At 57.4% G+C, this 17626-nt stretch carries 8 protein-coding genes; 5 read left to right on the forward strand and 3 right to left on the reverse strand.

Annotated features, from left to right (window positions below; genetic code table 11):
• Together RCI20_RS14430 and RCI20_RS14435 are read right to left on the reverse strand one after the other, a co-directional pair.
• The coding region (locus RCI20_RS14430; protein WP_306606647.1) for an ELWxxDGT repeat protein at nt 1-9320 on the reverse strand (9320 nt) is incomplete at its 3' end.
• Between the two features lie 181 nt (nt 9321-9501).
• Nucleotides 9502-10260 (reverse strand): response regulator transcription factor, encoded by a 759-nt coding sequence (locus RCI20_RS14435; RefSeq protein WP_306606649.1) that lies wholly within the window; start codon nt 10258-10260, stop codon nt 9502-9504.
• 138 nt (nt 10261-10398) lie between these two features.
• Here RCI20_RS14435 and RCI20_RS14440 point away from each other — a divergent pair, with 138 nt between their 5' ends.
• Together RCI20_RS14440 and RCI20_RS14445 are read left to right on the forward strand one after the other, a co-directional pair.
• Entirely contained in the window at nt 10399-12036 is a 1638-nt protein-coding gene (locus tag RCI20_RS14440; RefSeq protein WP_306606652.1) for an ATP-binding protein, read from the forward strand.
• Entirely contained in the window at nt 12033-13355 is a 1323-nt protein-coding gene (locus RCI20_RS14445) for an OprD family outer membrane porin (protein ID WP_306606654.1), read from the forward strand. Before RCI20_RS14440 ends, RCI20_RS14445 begins: the two co-directional genes overlap by 4 nt.
• A gap of 13 nt (nt 13356-13368) precedes the next feature.
• On the opposite strand, the gene RCI20_RS14450 is transcribed toward RCI20_RS14445, so the two are convergent.
• Nucleotides 13369-14202 (reverse strand): NAD(+)--dinitrogen-reductase ADP-D-ribosyltransferase, encoded by an 834-nt coding sequence (locus RCI20_RS14450; RefSeq protein WP_306606656.1) that lies wholly within the window; start codon nt 14200-14202, stop codon nt 13369-13371.
• Nucleotides 14203-14479: 277 nt separating this feature from the next.
• On the opposite strand from RCI20_RS14450, the gene nifH reads away from it, so the two are divergent.
• From nifH to RCI20_RS14465, 3 genes are all read left to right on the forward strand, one after another.
• Entirely contained in the window at nt 14480-15376 is an 897-nt protein-coding gene (gene nifH, locus RCI20_RS14455) for a nitrogenase iron protein (RefSeq protein WP_306606658.1), read from the forward strand.
• A gap of 87 nt (nt 15377-15463) precedes the next feature.
• Complete coding sequence (gene nifD / locus RCI20_RS14460) at nt 15464-16936, forward strand: nitrogenase molybdenum-iron protein alpha chain (RefSeq protein WP_306606660.1); 1473 nt, start codon at nt 15464-15466, stop codon at nt 16934-16936.
• Between the two features lie 61 nt (nt 16937-16997).
• Nucleotides 16998-17626: DUF3364 domain-containing protein (locus RCI20_RS14465; protein WP_306606662.1), on the forward strand; the 629-nt coding region annotated here is incomplete at its 3' end.

Here is a 17626-nt window from a genome sequence, read left to right on the forward strand (position 1 = left end):
GCTTGCGTGTTGTTGGTGTGGCGCGCCAGGTACAACAGCGCTTCGCCCCAACTGCCGCCCTGATTCAGATGTGTGACACCGGCCTGCACCAGTGCAGGATCGGCGGTGCCGCCCCAGACATGCTGGATCAGTTGGGCGACCTGAACTTCCAGCGCTTGCGCGCCCGGGCCTTGTTGGGATTGGTAGGCTTCAAAGGCAAGTTGCGCCAGCTGGCTGCTGCTCTTGCCGGCAGCCGCCCAGGTATTCAAGTCAGCAACACTCGGCAATTGCTTGATCACTGCCTGATACAGCGCTGCCACATCCTGCAGCAAACCACCATCGGCACCAACGAAGGCGAAACGGGCATCGCTCAGCGATAGCTGACCATTGCCGTTCCACCACTGACCGTCAATCACGCCATTGGCCACCACTGCCATGTCGGCGTGCGTTGCTGTCCAATCAAGGCGCACCTTGCCGGCTTCGTTCAGCGAGAAACGGTAGGTTCCCGCATCGCTCGCCCCGCCGTGCAGCAGGTCATTGCCTTCACCACCGTTCAGCGTGTCATTACCGACGCCACCCACCAGCCAGTCGTTGCCGGCATCGCCGTTGATCAGGTCGTTGCCTTCACGCGAACCGATCACGTCGTTGCCATCGCCGCCAGACAGTTCGTCATCATCGGCACCCAAGACGATATTCTGCGGTCCACTACCGGCGAAGACGATATTTGCCCCTTCGCCACCGCGAATGGTCACGTTGTCACCGATGATCACGGCAAACTCGATGTCCTTCAATTCCAGCACCGTGCCCGGCGGCAAATCGCGCGTGTCGATCACGATGGCTTCGACCGGCGCGCCGCCGTTACCGTTACCACTACCTTGCGCCACCCGGCCGGTCGAACCGGTGATGGTGATCGGCTTGTCCGGCGCGCTCGTCTGCCCCGGTGCCGCGGTGAGCTTGATCGAATTGACGATCAATGGTCCCTTGTCGGCTTGCTGCTCCAGGCGCGCCAGGAAGGACTCGCCGCCGGAAACCATGTCCGGGCGGTTGTTTTCTGTCGTGCCCGCCGTCTGATTCACCAGCGTGATCAGGTTGGCCAGCGCCTCGGTGTTATCAGCTGGGGTGCGGGCGCCGGTGGAAGTCAAGCCTACCCCCGTCGGCAGGCTGGCGGTGGTGGCCGGCACACCCTGCGCCGAGTCGCTGTAATACAAGGCAATGTCGGCCCGGCCGGCATCGCCGGTGGATTCCTGACGGTTGTCAGAAACAGGCGTCACCGTCACCACCTCCAGCACCCGACCATCGGTCGTGGTCGTTGTGCTGGTCGTTACCGTGGCACCGTCAACCGTCGTTACCGTACCTGGCGCGGGTGCTGGTGTTGGGCCTGGTGCCGGTGTTGAACCACCACCGCCCGAACTCGGTGCAGCGGCTGCAGTCATCGAGTAAAACGCTGTCGTTGTAATCGGTGTTCCTGTGCTAACACTGGAATCAACAACGCTCAGCGAAACGCCAGCCGCCCCGGCAGCGGAGGCGGTGAAGGTGGCATTCGCCAATGCCGTGTTGATCTGTGCGGCCGTGCCGCTCAACTGGATTCCCGGTGTATTCGGGTCAGCATCGGTCAGCCCGCCAATCGTCCCATTCGTTGCTGTCAGGGTGACTGTCATCGGGTTATTGTTCGTGTCAGCAACACGAATGTCGTCTAGCGCCGCCGCTGTGCCAGCGGTAATTTCCTGAGCCTCAGCGCGCAGGCCAATGATGACCGGGGCGGTGTTCGCGTTGTCACCATCTTCGGCGACGTTCAACACCGTGACGATCAGGTTTTGCACTTCGGTGCCGCTGGTGCTACCGGTGACGGTCACTTGTACAGCGTAAGTGTTGTTGCCAGCGGTATCGCCAGCATCTAATGGATGTTCGTAATCCGGTGCCTGCGAGAAACTCAGCAAGCCGGTGGATGAGTTGATCGTGAATTTATCTTGATCCACCCCACCTGTAATGGCGTAGCTCAGCGTACCGGTTGCCGCGTTTTCGTTGAGCAACGACACATTGCCGACTTCGGCCGTGTTTTCCAGAAGCATCGGCAACAAGGCATTGGCGCCCACGCCACCCGGATCAACGATTACGCCGTTGACCGTGCGGTCGGCATCAAATTCGCCACCGTCCTTAAGCGAGAACTTCACTGTGGCCGTGCCATCGTTGTTAATCGTCACGCCTTCGGTGATGTTCACCCATTTACCCGTAAGAACGCTCTTCTTGAAGTAGGTGAATTGCTTGAAGTCCTTATCGGCGGTCATGCTCAGGGTGGCGGTACCACCAACTTCAACGCCTTCCAGCGTGAAGCCAAACTGCCCCAAGGGCATCTTGACGTTCTTGGGCAAGCCACTCACCGTTGAATTGCTGGCATTGGTGATATTGACGCCATCCGGCGCGATGATTGTTACAGGCGTTGAATCTGTCGTATCAGCAGTAAACGGGTTGCCAACATTCAGCGTGACATTGCTAGTCGTGATCCCCAGGGCCAAGTTGGCAGCGGCATCGGTGCTTGCGGCATTGCCGGCGGCATCGCGGGCGAAGCCGGCGGTGACGTCCAGCGTATCGGCCTCACCGACCGCACCAAAACCTGACATACTTTCCAGCGACGTCGCTTTCGCATCGGCCAGCACGATCGCCAAGGTCGTGCCATTGGTCACCTTGGCGGAACTGATGTCCGACAGGGCAAAGCTCACATCCGCCGTCGTGCCATCGTCGCCGTTGATGTCCCAACTCAATTTACTCCAGTCGAGACGGACCTTGATGTCAGTCGTCGCGTCTTCTGAAGCAGACAGCAGCGTATCGAAGTTGGTGCCGATGAGTTTCAGGGTGTTGTTGTGGGTGCCGTAAGCCGCGTTGGCGTTTGTTACCGTCGGCGCGGTGGTATCCAGCACATAGGCCTGACTGAGCGTAGTCCCGGCATTCCCCGCCGTATCACGAACCTCCAGCTTGATGGTGCTGCTGCCAGACAAAGTTATGTCGTCCCAGCTCAGCGCCGTACCACTGACCTTGTCGGTGATGTTGGTCCAGGTTGCGCCATCGTCGAGCGAGCCATAGACCTCTTCGCCTGCGCCCAGAGCGCCGCTCAAGGTAGCGGTGATGGTCTGTGCAGCGGTAGTGCTGTTGAAATCGCTGGTTGAAGATCCGGTATCTGCCGACAAGGCAATGCCGCTAACCGTATTGCTGGGCGCTGCGGTGTCGATGGTCACGGACAGGCCGGTCGAAATAGCCGATACCACGCCGCCAACCGTCTGCTTGGCCTGGATCGCGTGTGCGCCGGCGCTCAGGGTTGAACTGGTGATGCTCCAGTTGCCGCTCTGGTCCGCTGTCGCTGTTCCAAGTTCGGTCGTGCCGTTTGTGTCATAAAGCGTGACCGTAGCATTGGCAGCAGCCGTCCCCGTAAAAGTCGGCGTCGTGTCGCTGGTGATATTGTCCGTGCTGGATGAACCAAGATCGGAGGCGGCATCCAGATCGGGGGAGGCCGGTGCGCCGGGTGCAACATTGATGGTAAAGGTTTGGGTGGTCACTCCGCCATTACCATCACTAACCTGAATCTTGACTTCATGCACGCCAATATCGCTCGCGCCGGGGGTGCCCGTCAGCTGATCCACCCCCTGATATTTATTCACCCTGAAACCATAAGGAACCGTCCAGAGAGTGCCACTTGTGTCGAAATTGAAGCCGCTCATAGCGCTGATGCTAGTTGCAGCATAAGTACCATCGCTATTTACCTTATTTAAAACACTTGGAAGGGTGCTGCCGATGGTGAAGTAAACATTGCCGGCCTGATCAACCGCGATATCGCGTACAAAATCAGCCGACGCATTATTCAACAACATCGTTTTGACACTATTGGTGGTGTCGTAGCGCATGATGTTGTTACGGGCGGTGCCATCGGAACTCACACCAAAATAGAGGTATTGACCCGACGAATAAACCTCTGTCTGTTCATTCCCGAAACCAGAGCTTGGTGTCGGCACCGCCTGAATCACTTCTGGGGTGCCAGTACCATCGGCTAGCAGTTTCACAATCGAACCCGATGTATTGCCCTGGTAATACAGATAGCCATTGTTATAGGCCAAATTATGTAGAACTTCACTACCCGCTTTAATCAGCGTAGATGCGCCGCCATTGACGCCGATTTTGTAAATACCTGTAGTTCCCATCACTTGGCTGTAGTAAAGACTGCCATCATTGTCATACGCAAGACCTAGCGGAAATGTCGAGGCTCCAGTCGAGATATATGATGTCGAATTGTCCGCCTTGGAGATTTTGAGAATCCGATGAGCCCCTGAGTCAACGACGAAAATATGGCTCGCGCTTTCGGCAACCTCCGCATATTCGCCGTAGCTCATGTTGGTGATTGAAATCATGGTCGGTTCCGTCTGCGGCGCTTTCTCGACCTTCAACCAGCTTGGCAAAGTTTCACCTTGTTTGACCGCCCAGGTCAGGACATCGCCGTCGGCATCAGTAGCGCCCAAGGTATACGAATACACAGCTCCTTGCGTCACACTCGTGACTGGCGAACTGCTGATTGCCGGATCGTCATTCACCGCTGTCAGATTCACCGTCACGGCCACAGGCGTTGCGGATTCTCCATCATCAGCATCCGCAGCGACCACCGTAAAGGCGCTGACACCATTACCGTTGGCGTTGCCTGCCGGCGTCCAGTAGGCATTCTTGGTACTGTCGATGACCGAATTGTTGGTCGCATGCCAGGCGGTGGCGGTGGCTGCATCCGCACCGATCTTCAATGTTCCGCTGCTGACTGCCTTGACAACAAACTTCGTGGTCGTGCCACTCTCATTGCCGTGTGCCAACAGTTCGTTGTAGGTCAGTTCAATTTCTTCATCTTCGTTACCGCTATCCACCGCAGCCGCAAAAGCCGTAAAAGTCGGCGGGGTACCGATGGTGCTCAACGCGCTGTACACCGCTTCACTGGTGCCACCCTGATCGGTATAGCTGACCTTGACGCGAATATCCTTGCCGCCATAGCTGGCACCGATGGTGTAGGTGCTTTGCGTGGCACTTGGGATGTCACTCCAGCTATTTTGTCCGTTATCAGAAACTTGCCACTGATAGCTGAAGCTCCCCAGGCCATCGACATCGGCCACGTTCGTGCTACTGGCAGTCAGTGTCTTGCCGACCACCAGCGAACCGGTGAAGGTCGGCACGCCAGTCGGTGCGTCATTGGTCGGCGTTACGGTAATGCCCGACTTGGCGGTGAGCGTCGACAGTGTCTTGTCGGTGCCGGTATTGCCGCTCACCGTCAGGTAATCGCCGGCATTCCCTGACGTCTTGTCCCAGGCATGGAAGGTGATGCCGCTGGTCACCGTGCCGTTGTAGTTTTCATTCGGCACAAAACGCAGGCCATCCGTGCTATCCAGCAACAAGACCTTGCCACTGTTGGTCGTGAAATCAAAAGCCGTCCAGCTTCCCCCGCCGACCTTGTATTGCCAGGTGCCATTGGTGCTATCTACTGCCGAGACGGCAATCGCCTTCGGCGCCGTGGTCAGGTCGGGGTCGGTAATCAGGTAGTCCTGCACCAGCGAAGCCGCCGTGTTGCCAGCATTGCTGCCATCCACCACATCCTCGGCAATGGCTGTCAGGTTGTTGCCACGGGCTTCAGCGACGGCTTTGTAGAAGGTGGTGAAAAAGCTGGGATAAGAGTCGGCAAGTAAATGGCTGGGGCTTCCAGGACCCGGTCTGACATCTGCAATACGGTAAGTGCCTGCCTCGGTCCCATCAGAGAACCAAGGTTCTTGATCCCCGGTGTAGCCCGCACCAGAAGCAGCGAAAATGATTCCATCCCCAAACGCCGTAAATACACTGGGGAAACTGCCCTCTGTACCGGGCATGATGTCCTTGATCAGCTTCGTGCCTTCAACCGTGCCATCAGACACCCAAAGCTCACGCCCAGCTGCCGCATTACTTGCTTGGAAGTAAAGTTTGCCATTAACTACGATGGCGAACTTGCCCAACTCACCCGTTGACCATGGACTCACCGTTGTTGAGGCCAACAATTGCGTCGTTCCGTTGGCTGTGCCATCCGTCACCCAAAGGGCTCTACCGCTACCGCCATCGGCAAAAATCAGCCCTTTGGTGCCGAGCGAATAAATGTCCGGGGTGCTGCCAATAGAGCCTGAATAGATCTCTTTGAGTAGCTGTGTTCCAACTGTCGTGCCATCAGTAACCCACAACTCGTTGCCAGAGCCTGCTTGGAAGGCTAGGAACAACACCTTGTCCCCTACGGGAACAAACTGAGGGGATAACCCTGAATTGTCAGAAACACTAAACGATGCCGAACCCGCTTTCAACTGAATGGTGCCATTTGCAGTGCCGTCGCTCACCCAAGGCTCCCAATAGGCGCCGGACGCGGCCGACTTGGCGGCAAAATAAACCTTATCGCCCACCGCCTTCAAGAAACGGATGCTGGAATCCGTGGCGCCGGTGTACACATCCTTGACCATCTGCGTCCCGGCCTCGGTGCCATCAGTCACCCACAACTCGGCGCCATTGGTTCCGTCGTTTGCGGTGAAATAGGCCTTGTTGCCAATCACGGCGAACGGGTTGGCGGGGCTGGACGAGCTGATCTCGAACGCATTCCCCGAAGGATTGATGTCCTTGATGCGCGTGGTGCCGGCACTGGCGCCGTCGGTCACCCAAAGTTCGCGACCACCTAGCGTTGAGCTAGCCTGGAAAATGATCTTGTCACCAAGCCGGATCATCTCTGTCGGATGCTCGATCCGTTCCCCCGTGGCTGCCGTCAAGACAATCGTGCCGTTGGCCGTACCGTCAGTGACGTATAAACCTCTTTGATAACTGAAAGCCGGGTCGTTCCCGCCAAACACCACTTTGCTACCGAGCGAAGCAAAGTAAGGCGGCTTATAGTAATTATCATCCGACAAACCACCATTACTCCCGCCCGGCAAATCCTTGAGCAACACGGTTCCGGCCGTCGTCCCATCCGTGATGTAGGGTTCCATGCCCAGGCTGGTGGTCGCCCGGAAAATCGCATGCAGCGCCAGCGGATTGATCGCGGGAGCATCCTGTACCGGGGTGATATTGACAGTCAGATCGTAGGCCGTGCTGAAGGTGCTGCCATCGCCGCTGACCTGAAAACCGATGGTGGCGTATGTGTTGCCGTTCTTGTGCTCAGCGGGCGTAAAGCGCAGTTCACCGGCATCGATCTGTGCCTTGGTAAAGGTCTGGTTGGTCGACACCGATCCCCAGGTGGTGTCACCTGTTTTGTATTGCAGGCTGCCGGCGGTTGCCAAGGTGGTGATTTTTACTGTGTGAAGCGTACCGGTGAGAGTTCCAAAATCGTTGGCAGTGAAGGTTGTGACGGTGTCTTCGTTGATGGTGAGAGAGTCGGCGGTGCTGCTGAGGGCAGCAGGAACTGCTGATACCGTCAATTCGACATCATTAGTATCTATTCCACCAGCGTAACTGATCGTGAACTTATAGGCTCCCGATGTAATCTCCGCCCCCTCAGCCAAACCTGTAAAAGTCCCGGTCACCGTATCGGTGCTATCGTTCGCAATTAAGGTAAATTTGTCGTTCAGGTTGGCGGTAAAACCACTACCCAAGCGCAAAGTCAAGGCACCACCGGCGGTGAGTGCACCTGTAACGCTGATCTGGTCGTAGTGCGTGCCGGCTGTCGATCCGCCATTCAGATCAAACACCAGCTCGCTATCCTCCGTTCCCGAGTACTCCAGCGTTAAATCCTTCGTTTGCAAGCTGCCGACGCCAGCAGTGACCGTGCCGCTAACAAGGGTGTCCCCGACCTTGAGTGTGCCGCCGGAGGAAATGTCCATGGTGACGCCGACATTGCCGGCACCGATCAGGGTGACGTCGGTATCGTAGGTCCACAGTTGCTCAAAGTTGCGGTATTTGCCGCTGGCACCGACTGTACTCAAGTCAAATACCCAAGCTTCAGCAGTAACTGAGCCGACAGATGTACTATTCACTTCGTTGTCTGACAGGCTTGTATCTGAGGAATGGAGTTCCAGAACATCATCGTCACCCGTACCAGCACCAGCATCGAAATAACCAGCAACAGAGCCAGTTCTCAAGACACTCACGACATCGTCGGCATCCGCAGAAAGAATCACGTTCCCCGTGATGGCGCCGGCATTAACCAGCGTGGTTTTTCCATTCAAGGTCTTGAGTGCAGCCCCAGTATCACTGCCCGCACTTAATGTTCCATAGTTGATAACCTTGTTCGCAAGCGCGGACCCGCTACCACCCAGGTCTTTATTGTCAATTTCTACAGCGTAATCAACTGCCTCAACCGACGCACCCACCTGGATACCAAGGTTCAGCTGTTCCGCTTGAATGGCGTCGGCTGTATTTGCATTGCTATCTGTAGCGACAATCAGAGAACCACTCGACGTCACCAGAATTGTCGAGTTCTCCGCAGCGACCGGGTTTGAATCGGTGCTGTAACGCGTACTGGTTTGTGCCGTGCTTACAACCACAACTCGATTAATAACATGGGTTTCGGCAATGCTGGCGGCGTCGTTGCCTGTTACGTCCTGAATGGCGGCATTGGTGTCTTCCGGTGCTGGGGCCGGGGCTGTGTAGTCGATAGTGACGTAATCGTCAGGATCAAGTGCAGCACCGTCGATGGTTAGGTCGATTTTTTGGGTGTCTGTATTTAACGTAACGTCAGTCACCGTACGTGTAACGCCGTTGACCTTAACGGTAAACGCCCCCACCGCTGGCAATGCACTTGCCAAGGCCTCATCAAAAGTCAGTTGTATCTTTCCAGTTTCGACTGTCGCGCTGAAATAGACAGGTGCTGCGCCATCTGCCAACACATGGCCCCAACCTACCACCTGCAGCGTCCGGGTTACTGGCATGCCGACATTCAAATCCCAATCGCCGCCCAGTTCCGCCGCCCCCACCTTATGCGTTGCCGCCGCCACCTTCAGCCCGGTCATCGCCATCAAGGCATCCACAAACAACCGCCCTTCCCGACCGGCAGCCACTTCGCAGCCGTAGATCAGCAGTTCGCCGTCTTCGGCCATGGCGTTGCTGATCGCTTCCATCTCGGCACGGGAATTACGCAGAATTTCGCGGTCGACCGAAGAATTACCGATAAAAAGCTGGCCCGGTGCGCCGTGGGTGATCAAGTGCAGGCTGGCGATGTCGCTGCGGCCGTCGAGAATTTCGCTCAGTTGCGTCAGGCCATCCTGCAGCGGGGAAAGCAGGTGGACTTCTGCATCACCCGGCAAGCCGGCTTGCAGCGTCGCGAGGTCAGGCAGTTGGCTATCGATCAGGATCAGGGAATGTGTGCGGGACGTGTTTTGGTTCATGGCGATGCTTCCTCGACAATCGGATGGACGGATTTTGGTAATTCCGATTTTTGAGGCGAATGCCGTTGCACAACATGTCAACTTGTTGCATTTGCTTGCACCAAGGATTTTTTCCGGAAAGGCGTTGTCAGCGTGCCGCGTGCGCCCCCAGCCGCGCTCTGGTCAGGCGCAGATTGACTTGTTACAGGCCAAGCGCACCGGGTGCCGTAAAGGCGTAACCGAGTTGATGCACGGTTTTGATGGGGAGTTCCTGACCCAGGGTCTCCTGACCTTTCTTGCGCAGGCGGGCAATCAGCACGTTGAGGCGTTCGCCGCTGTTGAGGATGCGTGCGCCGAAAATTTCGTCGGCCAGTTCCCGCTTGGGTACAGCTTGCCCTTGCACGCGGATCAAATGGTGCAATACGGCAAATTCCCGGGCGGTCAGCTTGAGCGTGCCGCCCTCCGGGGACTTGAGATACCAGTCCTGAACGGAAAGCGACCAGTACGCCGACACATCGCCAGTAGCCGCCTTATTGTCGTCGGCTCGCTGAGTCTGCTGCGGCAGTTCGAGCTGCGGCCTGGCCTTTGTCAGATTCAAGCGCTTGCCGACAGCATCGATATTGGCCGCCAGTTCCAGCAGATTGACCGGTTTGACCAGATACCTGTCGGCCCCGGCGCGCAGACCGGCGAGCCGGTCTTCAACGGCATCGCGCGCGCTGAGGATGATGACGGCAATCGCCGGATTTGCCTGCAATAGCTGGGCTACGCTCAGGCCATCCTCACCGGGCAGGCCGATATCGAGAATGACCACATCTACCGGGTCGACCACGAAACGGCGATAAAAGGCTTCAGCAGTTTCTGTCCCCCACACCGGATAACCTGCTGCCGCAAGAAACTCCTGCGTGCTGAGCAACAGGTCGTGGTCGTCCTCAACGATGGCAATCCGGGGCGCGATGGTCATGGCGAGCGATTCTGCCATCGAAAGCGATGCCCAATCATTGCCATTTATTGCAGAACATTGCATTTGCTCGGTTTTTGCCGGCAGTGGCTGCGCTGTCAGGCGATAATCGCCCGTTAGACAAACTTCCGATGGTTGCCCATGTTTGCCAGACATTGCATCGTGCAAGCGAAATGCCGTTTCGTCCATTGCCTGCTCTGGCTGGCCCTGTGTTTCATCCCGCAGGTGCAGGCGGCGTTGCTGGACGATGACGAACAGGCTTATGTGGCATCGCACCAACCGAGGCTGTGCGTCGATCCGGATTGGTGGCCGTTTGAAGTCATTGATGCAGCGGGCCAGCATGTTGGCATCGCTGCGGATTTTCATGCACTGATTCGCGAGCAACTCGGCCTGCGGGTCAGGCTGAATCCGGCCCGCACCTGGGACGCGCAACTGAATGCTTCGAAATCTGGCGACTGCGAGTTGCTCAGTTTCGTCAATCGCACCCCGGAACGAGAGAAATGGCTGATCTTTACCGAACCGCTGCTAATCGACCCGAATGTGCTGATCACCCGCGAGGAACATCCTTTCATTAGCGACCTGGGCAGCTTGCGTGGGAAACGCATTGCCTTGCCGCGGGGAACGGCGATCCATGAACGGATCAGCAAGGATTTTCCGTATCTGGAAGTCATCGGCACGGTGAGCGAGGATGAGGCCATCGGCATGGTGTCCAACCGGCAGGCCGACATGACCCTGCGCTCCCGGATCATCGCGGCTTCCGTCATCAAGCACCATGGCTGGTTCAATCTCAAGATCAACGGACAAGTCCCCGGCTACGAAAATCAGTTGCGCATCGGCGTCCTGAAATCGGAACCCATGTTGCGCGACATCCTGAACAAGGGAATCGCTACCATCAGCACCGAAGAACGGCAACGAATCGTCGACCGGCATGTGGAAATCAAGATGGTGACGGATATCGATTACACGCTGGTCAAATGGTTGACCGCGCTAATCGTCAGTATCTTGCTGACCAGCCTGTTCTGGTTCTGGCGCCTGCGCAAGATCAACGCAGCCTTGCAGAACGCCTTGACGGAAGTGCAGGAAACGGAAGCCGAACAGCGTCAGTTCATTTCGATGCTGTCACACGAAATTCGCTCCCCGTTGGCGGTGATCGACAGTACGGCACAGTTGCTCGCCCTGAAAATGCAGGAGGAGCACGAGTCGCACCCGGTCGTGGCGCGCATTCGGCGCGGCGTGGCGCGGCTTGCCGGATTTTTTGACAACAGCCTGACGCAGGATCGACTGAACAGCAAAAACTTTGCCTTGCAACAGAGCGAACTGGATATTGCCGAAGTGGCTACCTGGGCGGTCGAAAGTGCCGAGTTACTGGCTGAACGACATATCTTCGAACTGGATCTGGCCCCCGACATGCCGCCCCTGCAAGGCGACCAGACCTTGTTGCGCATTCTGCTGGGCAATCTCTTGTCCAACGCCAGCAAATATTCCCCCCCCGGCACCCTGATCCGTCTGCGCGTGTCTCGGCGAGACCAGGCATGCATCCTGGAGGTCAGCGATCAGGGAGCCGGCATTCCGGCCGATGAGCTGCCACTGATTTTCCAGCGCTTCCGACGCGGTCGTGCGGTGGAAAATACGCCGGGCGCCGGGCTAGGCTTGTCGCTGGTGGCGCGTATCGTGGCATTACACGGCGGGCAAATCTCGGTGACCAGCACGCCCGGCCAAGGAAGCACTTTTGTCGTTAACCTGCCGCTGCCTTCAGGCACGCCGCCAGCCGCAGCATGAGTTTTATCCGGCAAGCCCTCGCCCTCTTGGCCTTGCTGTTGAATCTGCTGTCGTGCGCCAGTGCGAAAGACAATCCTCCGCTCGTGCATGCCCCCACAGTCTACGGTTTTGCCAAGGCCATGTTTGTCACGGACGACAAGAAAGGCGGGCGCCCCAACCAGAACACGCCTGGTTTCGGCGGCAAGCTCGGTATCGCTACTGGGGAGTATTCGGGGTTTTCGCTGAAAGGCGCCTGGTATGCCACCAGCGACCTGGGCTTGCGTAGCCATAATCCGCGCGAGACCGACGCCTACATGTTCAACCTGGAAAAACGACCGTATTCGCTACTCGGCGAGGCACAAATTGGCTATCGCGGCCAGCAAACGCAACTGACGCTCGGCCGGCAGGAAATGGACTCGCCGCTGATGGCCAGTGGCGACTACCGGATCATCCCCAATCTGTTTGAAGCCTATACCCTGCGCAACACCAGCCTGCCCAATACAAAGATCACGCTGGCCTATGTCAGCAAGATGTCCGGTCTGGACAGCCTGACGAGTTTTTCCGAATTCCGCAGCATGTCGCAGCAAGCCTATACCTCGCTGATGGTGAGCGCAGATGGCCGGATCGATGCCCGCCAGGGCGACATACTCGACCTGTCCTCGGTGGCGGGAAAAAAGGGTGTCTGGTTCGCCGGGATCAAATACGAAAAGGATTTCCGGCTGCAACTCTGGCACTACCAGGGCAACGATACGCTGCGCACGGTGTATCTGGACGGCAGCTACCGACAGGTGCTTGACGACAGGCTGTCGCTGCAACTGGAAGCGCAGACCTACCAGGTAACAGCCGTTGGCCGTTTCGAGCGCTACCTGCAGGGACACGGACTCAATGCGAGTTACCGCCTGCAAGGCGTCAAAGCAACGCTGGCCGACAAGCCGAGCGGCGTCAGTCTGGCCCTGGCCCACAACCGGTTTTCCGGTAACGCGCAAACGGTGACGGCTTACAGCAACTGGGGTGGCTATCCGGAATTTGTCAGCATGCCTTACCTTTATGCAGAAAACACCGGCGTCTCGGCCATTGCCCGTAGCGGTTTGAGCAAAGCCACGCTGTTACTGGATTTATCGGCAATGGGCTTGAGCGGTCACAGCCTGCTGTTCGGTCATGCACGCATCAATGTAGATGAAACGATACTGGCGGGGAGCGACATCCGGGTTAATACCCTGCTTTACCGGGCAAAACTGATGCCCGCCTGGATGCTGCGTCTAGCCCTCGAGGCAAGAAACTCGGGAAATTCCCGCTACGACAATGCGTTTGCGGCAATCGCCCTACGCCACGACTTCTAGCTGCTTCATGAATTCAGAGCGTAGACAAACTGACATCGGCCACGCCACCGATGCCGAGAAACTCGTCCTCGCCTCGCAGCACGCCGGGCAGCAAACCGCAGTAGAAGAAAATCTTGCTCAAGGGCATGTCGACCGCAAGAATGCTGTCGCCAAACTCACAGGCACGCTCGCGGCTGCAGGTAAAGGAATTCAGGTTGTTGAGTAGCAAGATATGCTGCCGCCCCTCGCCGCGCGCCAGGATTTCATACTCGGAAAGCCGGTTGACCCCGCGATAGAGCGTCACATGCCGGGCGCCGGGATGCCGGCAAGCCAGTTCGTACTGGCAATAGCTGTACACCAGATCGAGCTGAGCCTCCAGCGCGTTGGTTCCGTACAGTCCCTGCGAACGCATTTCCAGATAACGGACATAGGCATCAGCCGACGGGTCGCGCAAGGGTTCACGGTGATAGCGCGGGGTCAGGCCGAAGCGTGACTCGACCCAGCCTTTCAGCACGGCGCCTTCCCGGCTGTCCGAATCGAAGCTCCAGCCACGAATGGCTTTGACGTAATTGGCTTTGGTGCGTGCCTTGCGGCAGCCGGAGCCAATGGTGAATCCCGCCTCTTCCGGCCACTCGAGGCGGAAGCGAACCGTCATGTAATCCTGAAAAACCGTGGCTCTTTCGGCCGTACTGGCCAGTGCCAGACGCCGGAACAAATCACTGTGCAGTTCAGCCACACCATCGAGCACAAGGGGCGAGGGATGACGCTGAAAACTCAGGCCGCCCAGGATGACCGCCGGCAGATTGCAACGATTGATCGGCAGACGCGCTTCGCGCGGCAGTGTTGCCTTGTGAGTTGCCCCAGTCAAAACCCCGGGGCTGCCTCGCAATGGGTCAGTTAGGAGACTGGCGTCACCTGAATAGGGTTTTGTCTCGCTGGCGCTCGACGCATTGTCGTTACCCAGACACGACGTAGGGCTTTTGTCGGAAAGCTGCGCTTTGTCAACATTCGGCGCTTTTTCATTTTTCATTGATAAATCAATCAATTAACGTCTGTCAGTCAACCTGGCACGCTACATGCAGATAGTCAGTCGCGACACTCACTAATTCCTTTCAAATCGACTGACAGACTAAGGAGATTACACCATGGCAAAACTGCGTCAATGCGCCATTTACGGCAAGGGCGGGATCGGCAAATCGACCACCACCCAGAATCTGGTTGCGGCTCTGGCCGAATCCGGCAAGAAGGTCATGATCGTCGGCTGCGACCCGAAGGCTGACTCCACCCGCCTGATCCTGCACAGCAAGGCTCAAACCACCGTGATGCACCTGGCAGCTGAAGCCGGCTCCGTGGAAGACCTGGAACTGGAAGACGTCCTTTCCGTCGGTTTCGGCGGCATCAAGTGCGTTGAATCCGGTGGTCCGGAGCCAGGCGTCGGCTGTGCCGGCCGCGGCGTTATCACCGCCATCAACTTCCTTGAAGAAGAAGGCGCCTACGACGAAGACCTCGATTTCGTCTTCTACGACGTGCTCGGTGACGTGGTCTGCGGTGGCTTCGCCATGCCGATCCGCGAAAACAAGGCCCAGGAAATCTACATCGTTTGCTCCGGCGAAATGATGGCCATGTACGCTGCCAACAACATCGCCAAGGGTATCGTGAAGTATGCCAACTCGGGTTCCGTCCGTCTGGCCGGCCTGATCTGCAACTCCCGCAATACCGACCGCGAAGACGAATTGATCATGGCCCTGGCTGCTCGCCTCGGCACCACGATGATCCACTTCGTGCCGCGTCACAACGTTGTGCAGCACGCTGAAATCCGCCGCATGACCTGCGTTGAATATGACCCGACGCACAAGCAATCTGATGAATACCGTTCGCTGGCCAACAAGATCAACAACAACACCAACTTCGTCATCCCGACCCCGATCGAGATGGAAGAGCTGGAAGAACTGTTGATGGAATTCGGCATCATGGAAGCCGAAGACGAAACCATCGTCGGCAAGACCGCCGCCGAACTGGCCGCCGAAGCTGCTGCTGCCTAAGTATCGCAAGACCGGTGACCGTTTTGGCGGTCACCAACTTCAACCAGTACGTCGGCCACAGATTGGTGGCGACGTCAGGAGGAAAACATGACGACTCTGTCTCGCGAAGAAACCGAAGCCCTCATTGCCGAGGTGCTCGAGGTTTACCCGGAAAAAGCCAAGAAGGACCGCGCCAAGCATCTGGCCGCCAATGACGTTTCCGTTGAACAATCCAAGAAGTGCATCACATCCAACCGCAAGTCCCTGCCGGGCGTCATGACCATCCGTGGTTGCGCCTACGCCGGTTCCAAGGGCGTGGTCTGGGGTCCGATCAAGGACATGATCCACATCTCGCACGGCCCGGTCGGCTGCGGTCAATATTCCCGCGCCGGTCGCCGTAACTACTACGTCGGCACCACCGGTATCGACACCTTCGGCACGATGAACTTCACTTCCGACTTCCAGGAAAAAGACATCGTTTTCGGCGGTGACAAGAAGCTGGCCAAACTGATCGAAGAAGTCGAACAACTGTTCCCGCTGCACAACGGCATCTCCGTCCAGTCCGAGTGCCCGATTGGCCTGATCGGTGACGACATCGAGTCGGTCTCCAAGAAGGGTGCAGCAGTCATCGGCAAACCGATCATTCCAGTGCGTTGCGAAGGCTTCCGCGGTGTTTCCCAGTCCCTGGGCCACCACATCGCCAACGACGCGATCCGTGACTGGGTCCTCGACAAGCGCGACGGTCAGCCTTTCGAAGGCACCCCGTACGACGTGGCCATCATCGGCGACTACAACATCGGTGGCGATGCCTGGGCAACGCGTATCCTGTTGGAAGAGATGGGCCTGCGTGTCGTGGCTCAGTGGTCCGGCGACGGCACCCTGGCTGAAATGATGAACACGCCGAAGGTCAAGCTGAACCTGCTGCACTGCTACCGTTCGATGAACTACATCTCGCGCCACATGGAAGAAAAGTACGGTATTCCTTACATGGAATACAACTTCTTCGGCCCGACCAAGATCATCGAATCGCTGCGTCGCATCGCTGAATTCTTCGACGACTCCGTCAAGGAAAAGACCGAAGCCGTGATCGCCCGCTACCAGCCGATGATGGATGCCATCATTGCCAAGTACAAGCCACGGTTGCAGGGCAAGAAGGTCATGCTCTACGTCGGTGGTCTGCGTCCGCGTCACGTGATCGGCGCCTACGAAGATCTCGGCATGGAAGTGATCGGCACCGGCTACGAATTCGCCCACAACGATGACTATGACCGCACGATCAAAGAAATGGGTGATGCCACCCTGCTTTACGACGACGTCACCGGTTTCGAGCTGGAAGAGTTCGTCAAGCGCCTGAAGCCCGACATGGTCGGCTCCGGCATCAAGGAAAAGTACATCTTCCAGAAGATGGGCATTCCGCTGCGTCAGATGCACTCCTGGGATTACTCGGGCCCGTACCACGGTTACGACGGTTTCGCGATCTTCGCCCGTGACATGGACATCGCCCTGTCGAACCCGACGTTCAAGAACCTGACCCCGCCGTGGAAGCAGGTTGCAGCCGAAGAAGTCAAGAAGGCCGCCTAAGCAAATCCTTAAACCTTGTGCCGGTCACCGCAGATGAGCGGGGCCGGCAAGGAGATCGCAAATGCAAACCGCAGACAACATCAAGCCCTGTTACCCGCTGTTCCGCGACGACGACTACAAGAAGAACCTGGCTGAAAAGCGCCAGCAGTTCGAAGAAGGTCACGCCCCGGACAAGGTGTTCGAAACTTTCATGTGGTCGACCACCCAGGAATACCAGGATCTCAACTTCAAGCGCGAAGCCCTGACCGTCGATCCGGCCAAGGCCTGCCAGCCGCTCGGCGCCGTCCTCTGCGCCACCGGCTTCCACAAGACCCTGCCGTATGTGCATGGTTCGCAAGGCTGTGTCGCCTACTTCCGCTCCTACTTCAACCGTCACTTCAAGGAACCGTGCTCCTGCGTGTCCGACTCGATGACGGAAGATGCAGCGGTGTTCGGCGGCCAGAAGAACATGATCGACGGTCTGGAAAACGCCAAGGCGATTTACAAGCCGGACATGATTGCGGTCTCCACCACCTGTATGGCGGAAGTTATTGGTGACGACTTGAACGCGTTCATCAACAACACAAAGAAAGCCGGCAACATTCCCCAGGAATACCCGGTTCCTTACGCCCATACCCCGTCTTTCGTCGGTTCGCACACGACCGGCTGGGACAACATGGAAGAAGGCATCCTCCGCTACTTCACGCTGAA

The organism is Azonexus sp. (assembly GCF_030824335.1).
Taxonomy (GTDB): domain Bacteria; phylum Pseudomonadota; class Gammaproteobacteria; order Burkholderiales; family Rhodocyclaceae; genus Azonexus.

Bases quoted from the DNA above. Each gene is read 5' to 3' on its own strand.
- RCI20_RS14435 (WP_306606649.1), bottom strand. From the start codon at position 10,260: ATGACCATCGCGCCCCGGATTGCCATCGTTGAGGACGACCACGACCTG.
- RCI20_RS14440 (WP_306606652.1), top strand. From the start codon at position 10,399: ATGTTTGCCAGACATTGCATCGTGCAAGCGAAATGCCGTTTCGTCCAT.
- RCI20_RS14445 (WP_306606654.1), top strand. From the start codon at position 12,033: ATGAGTTTTATCCGGCAAGCCCTCGCCCTCTTGGCCTTGCTGTTGAAT.
- nifH (WP_306606658.1), top strand. From the start codon at position 14,480: ATGGCAAAACTGCGTCAATGCGCCATTTACGGCAAGGGCGGGATCGGC.
- nifD (WP_306606660.1), top strand. From the start codon at position 15,464: ATGACGACTCTGTCTCGCGAAGAAACCGAAGCCCTCATTGCCGAGGTG.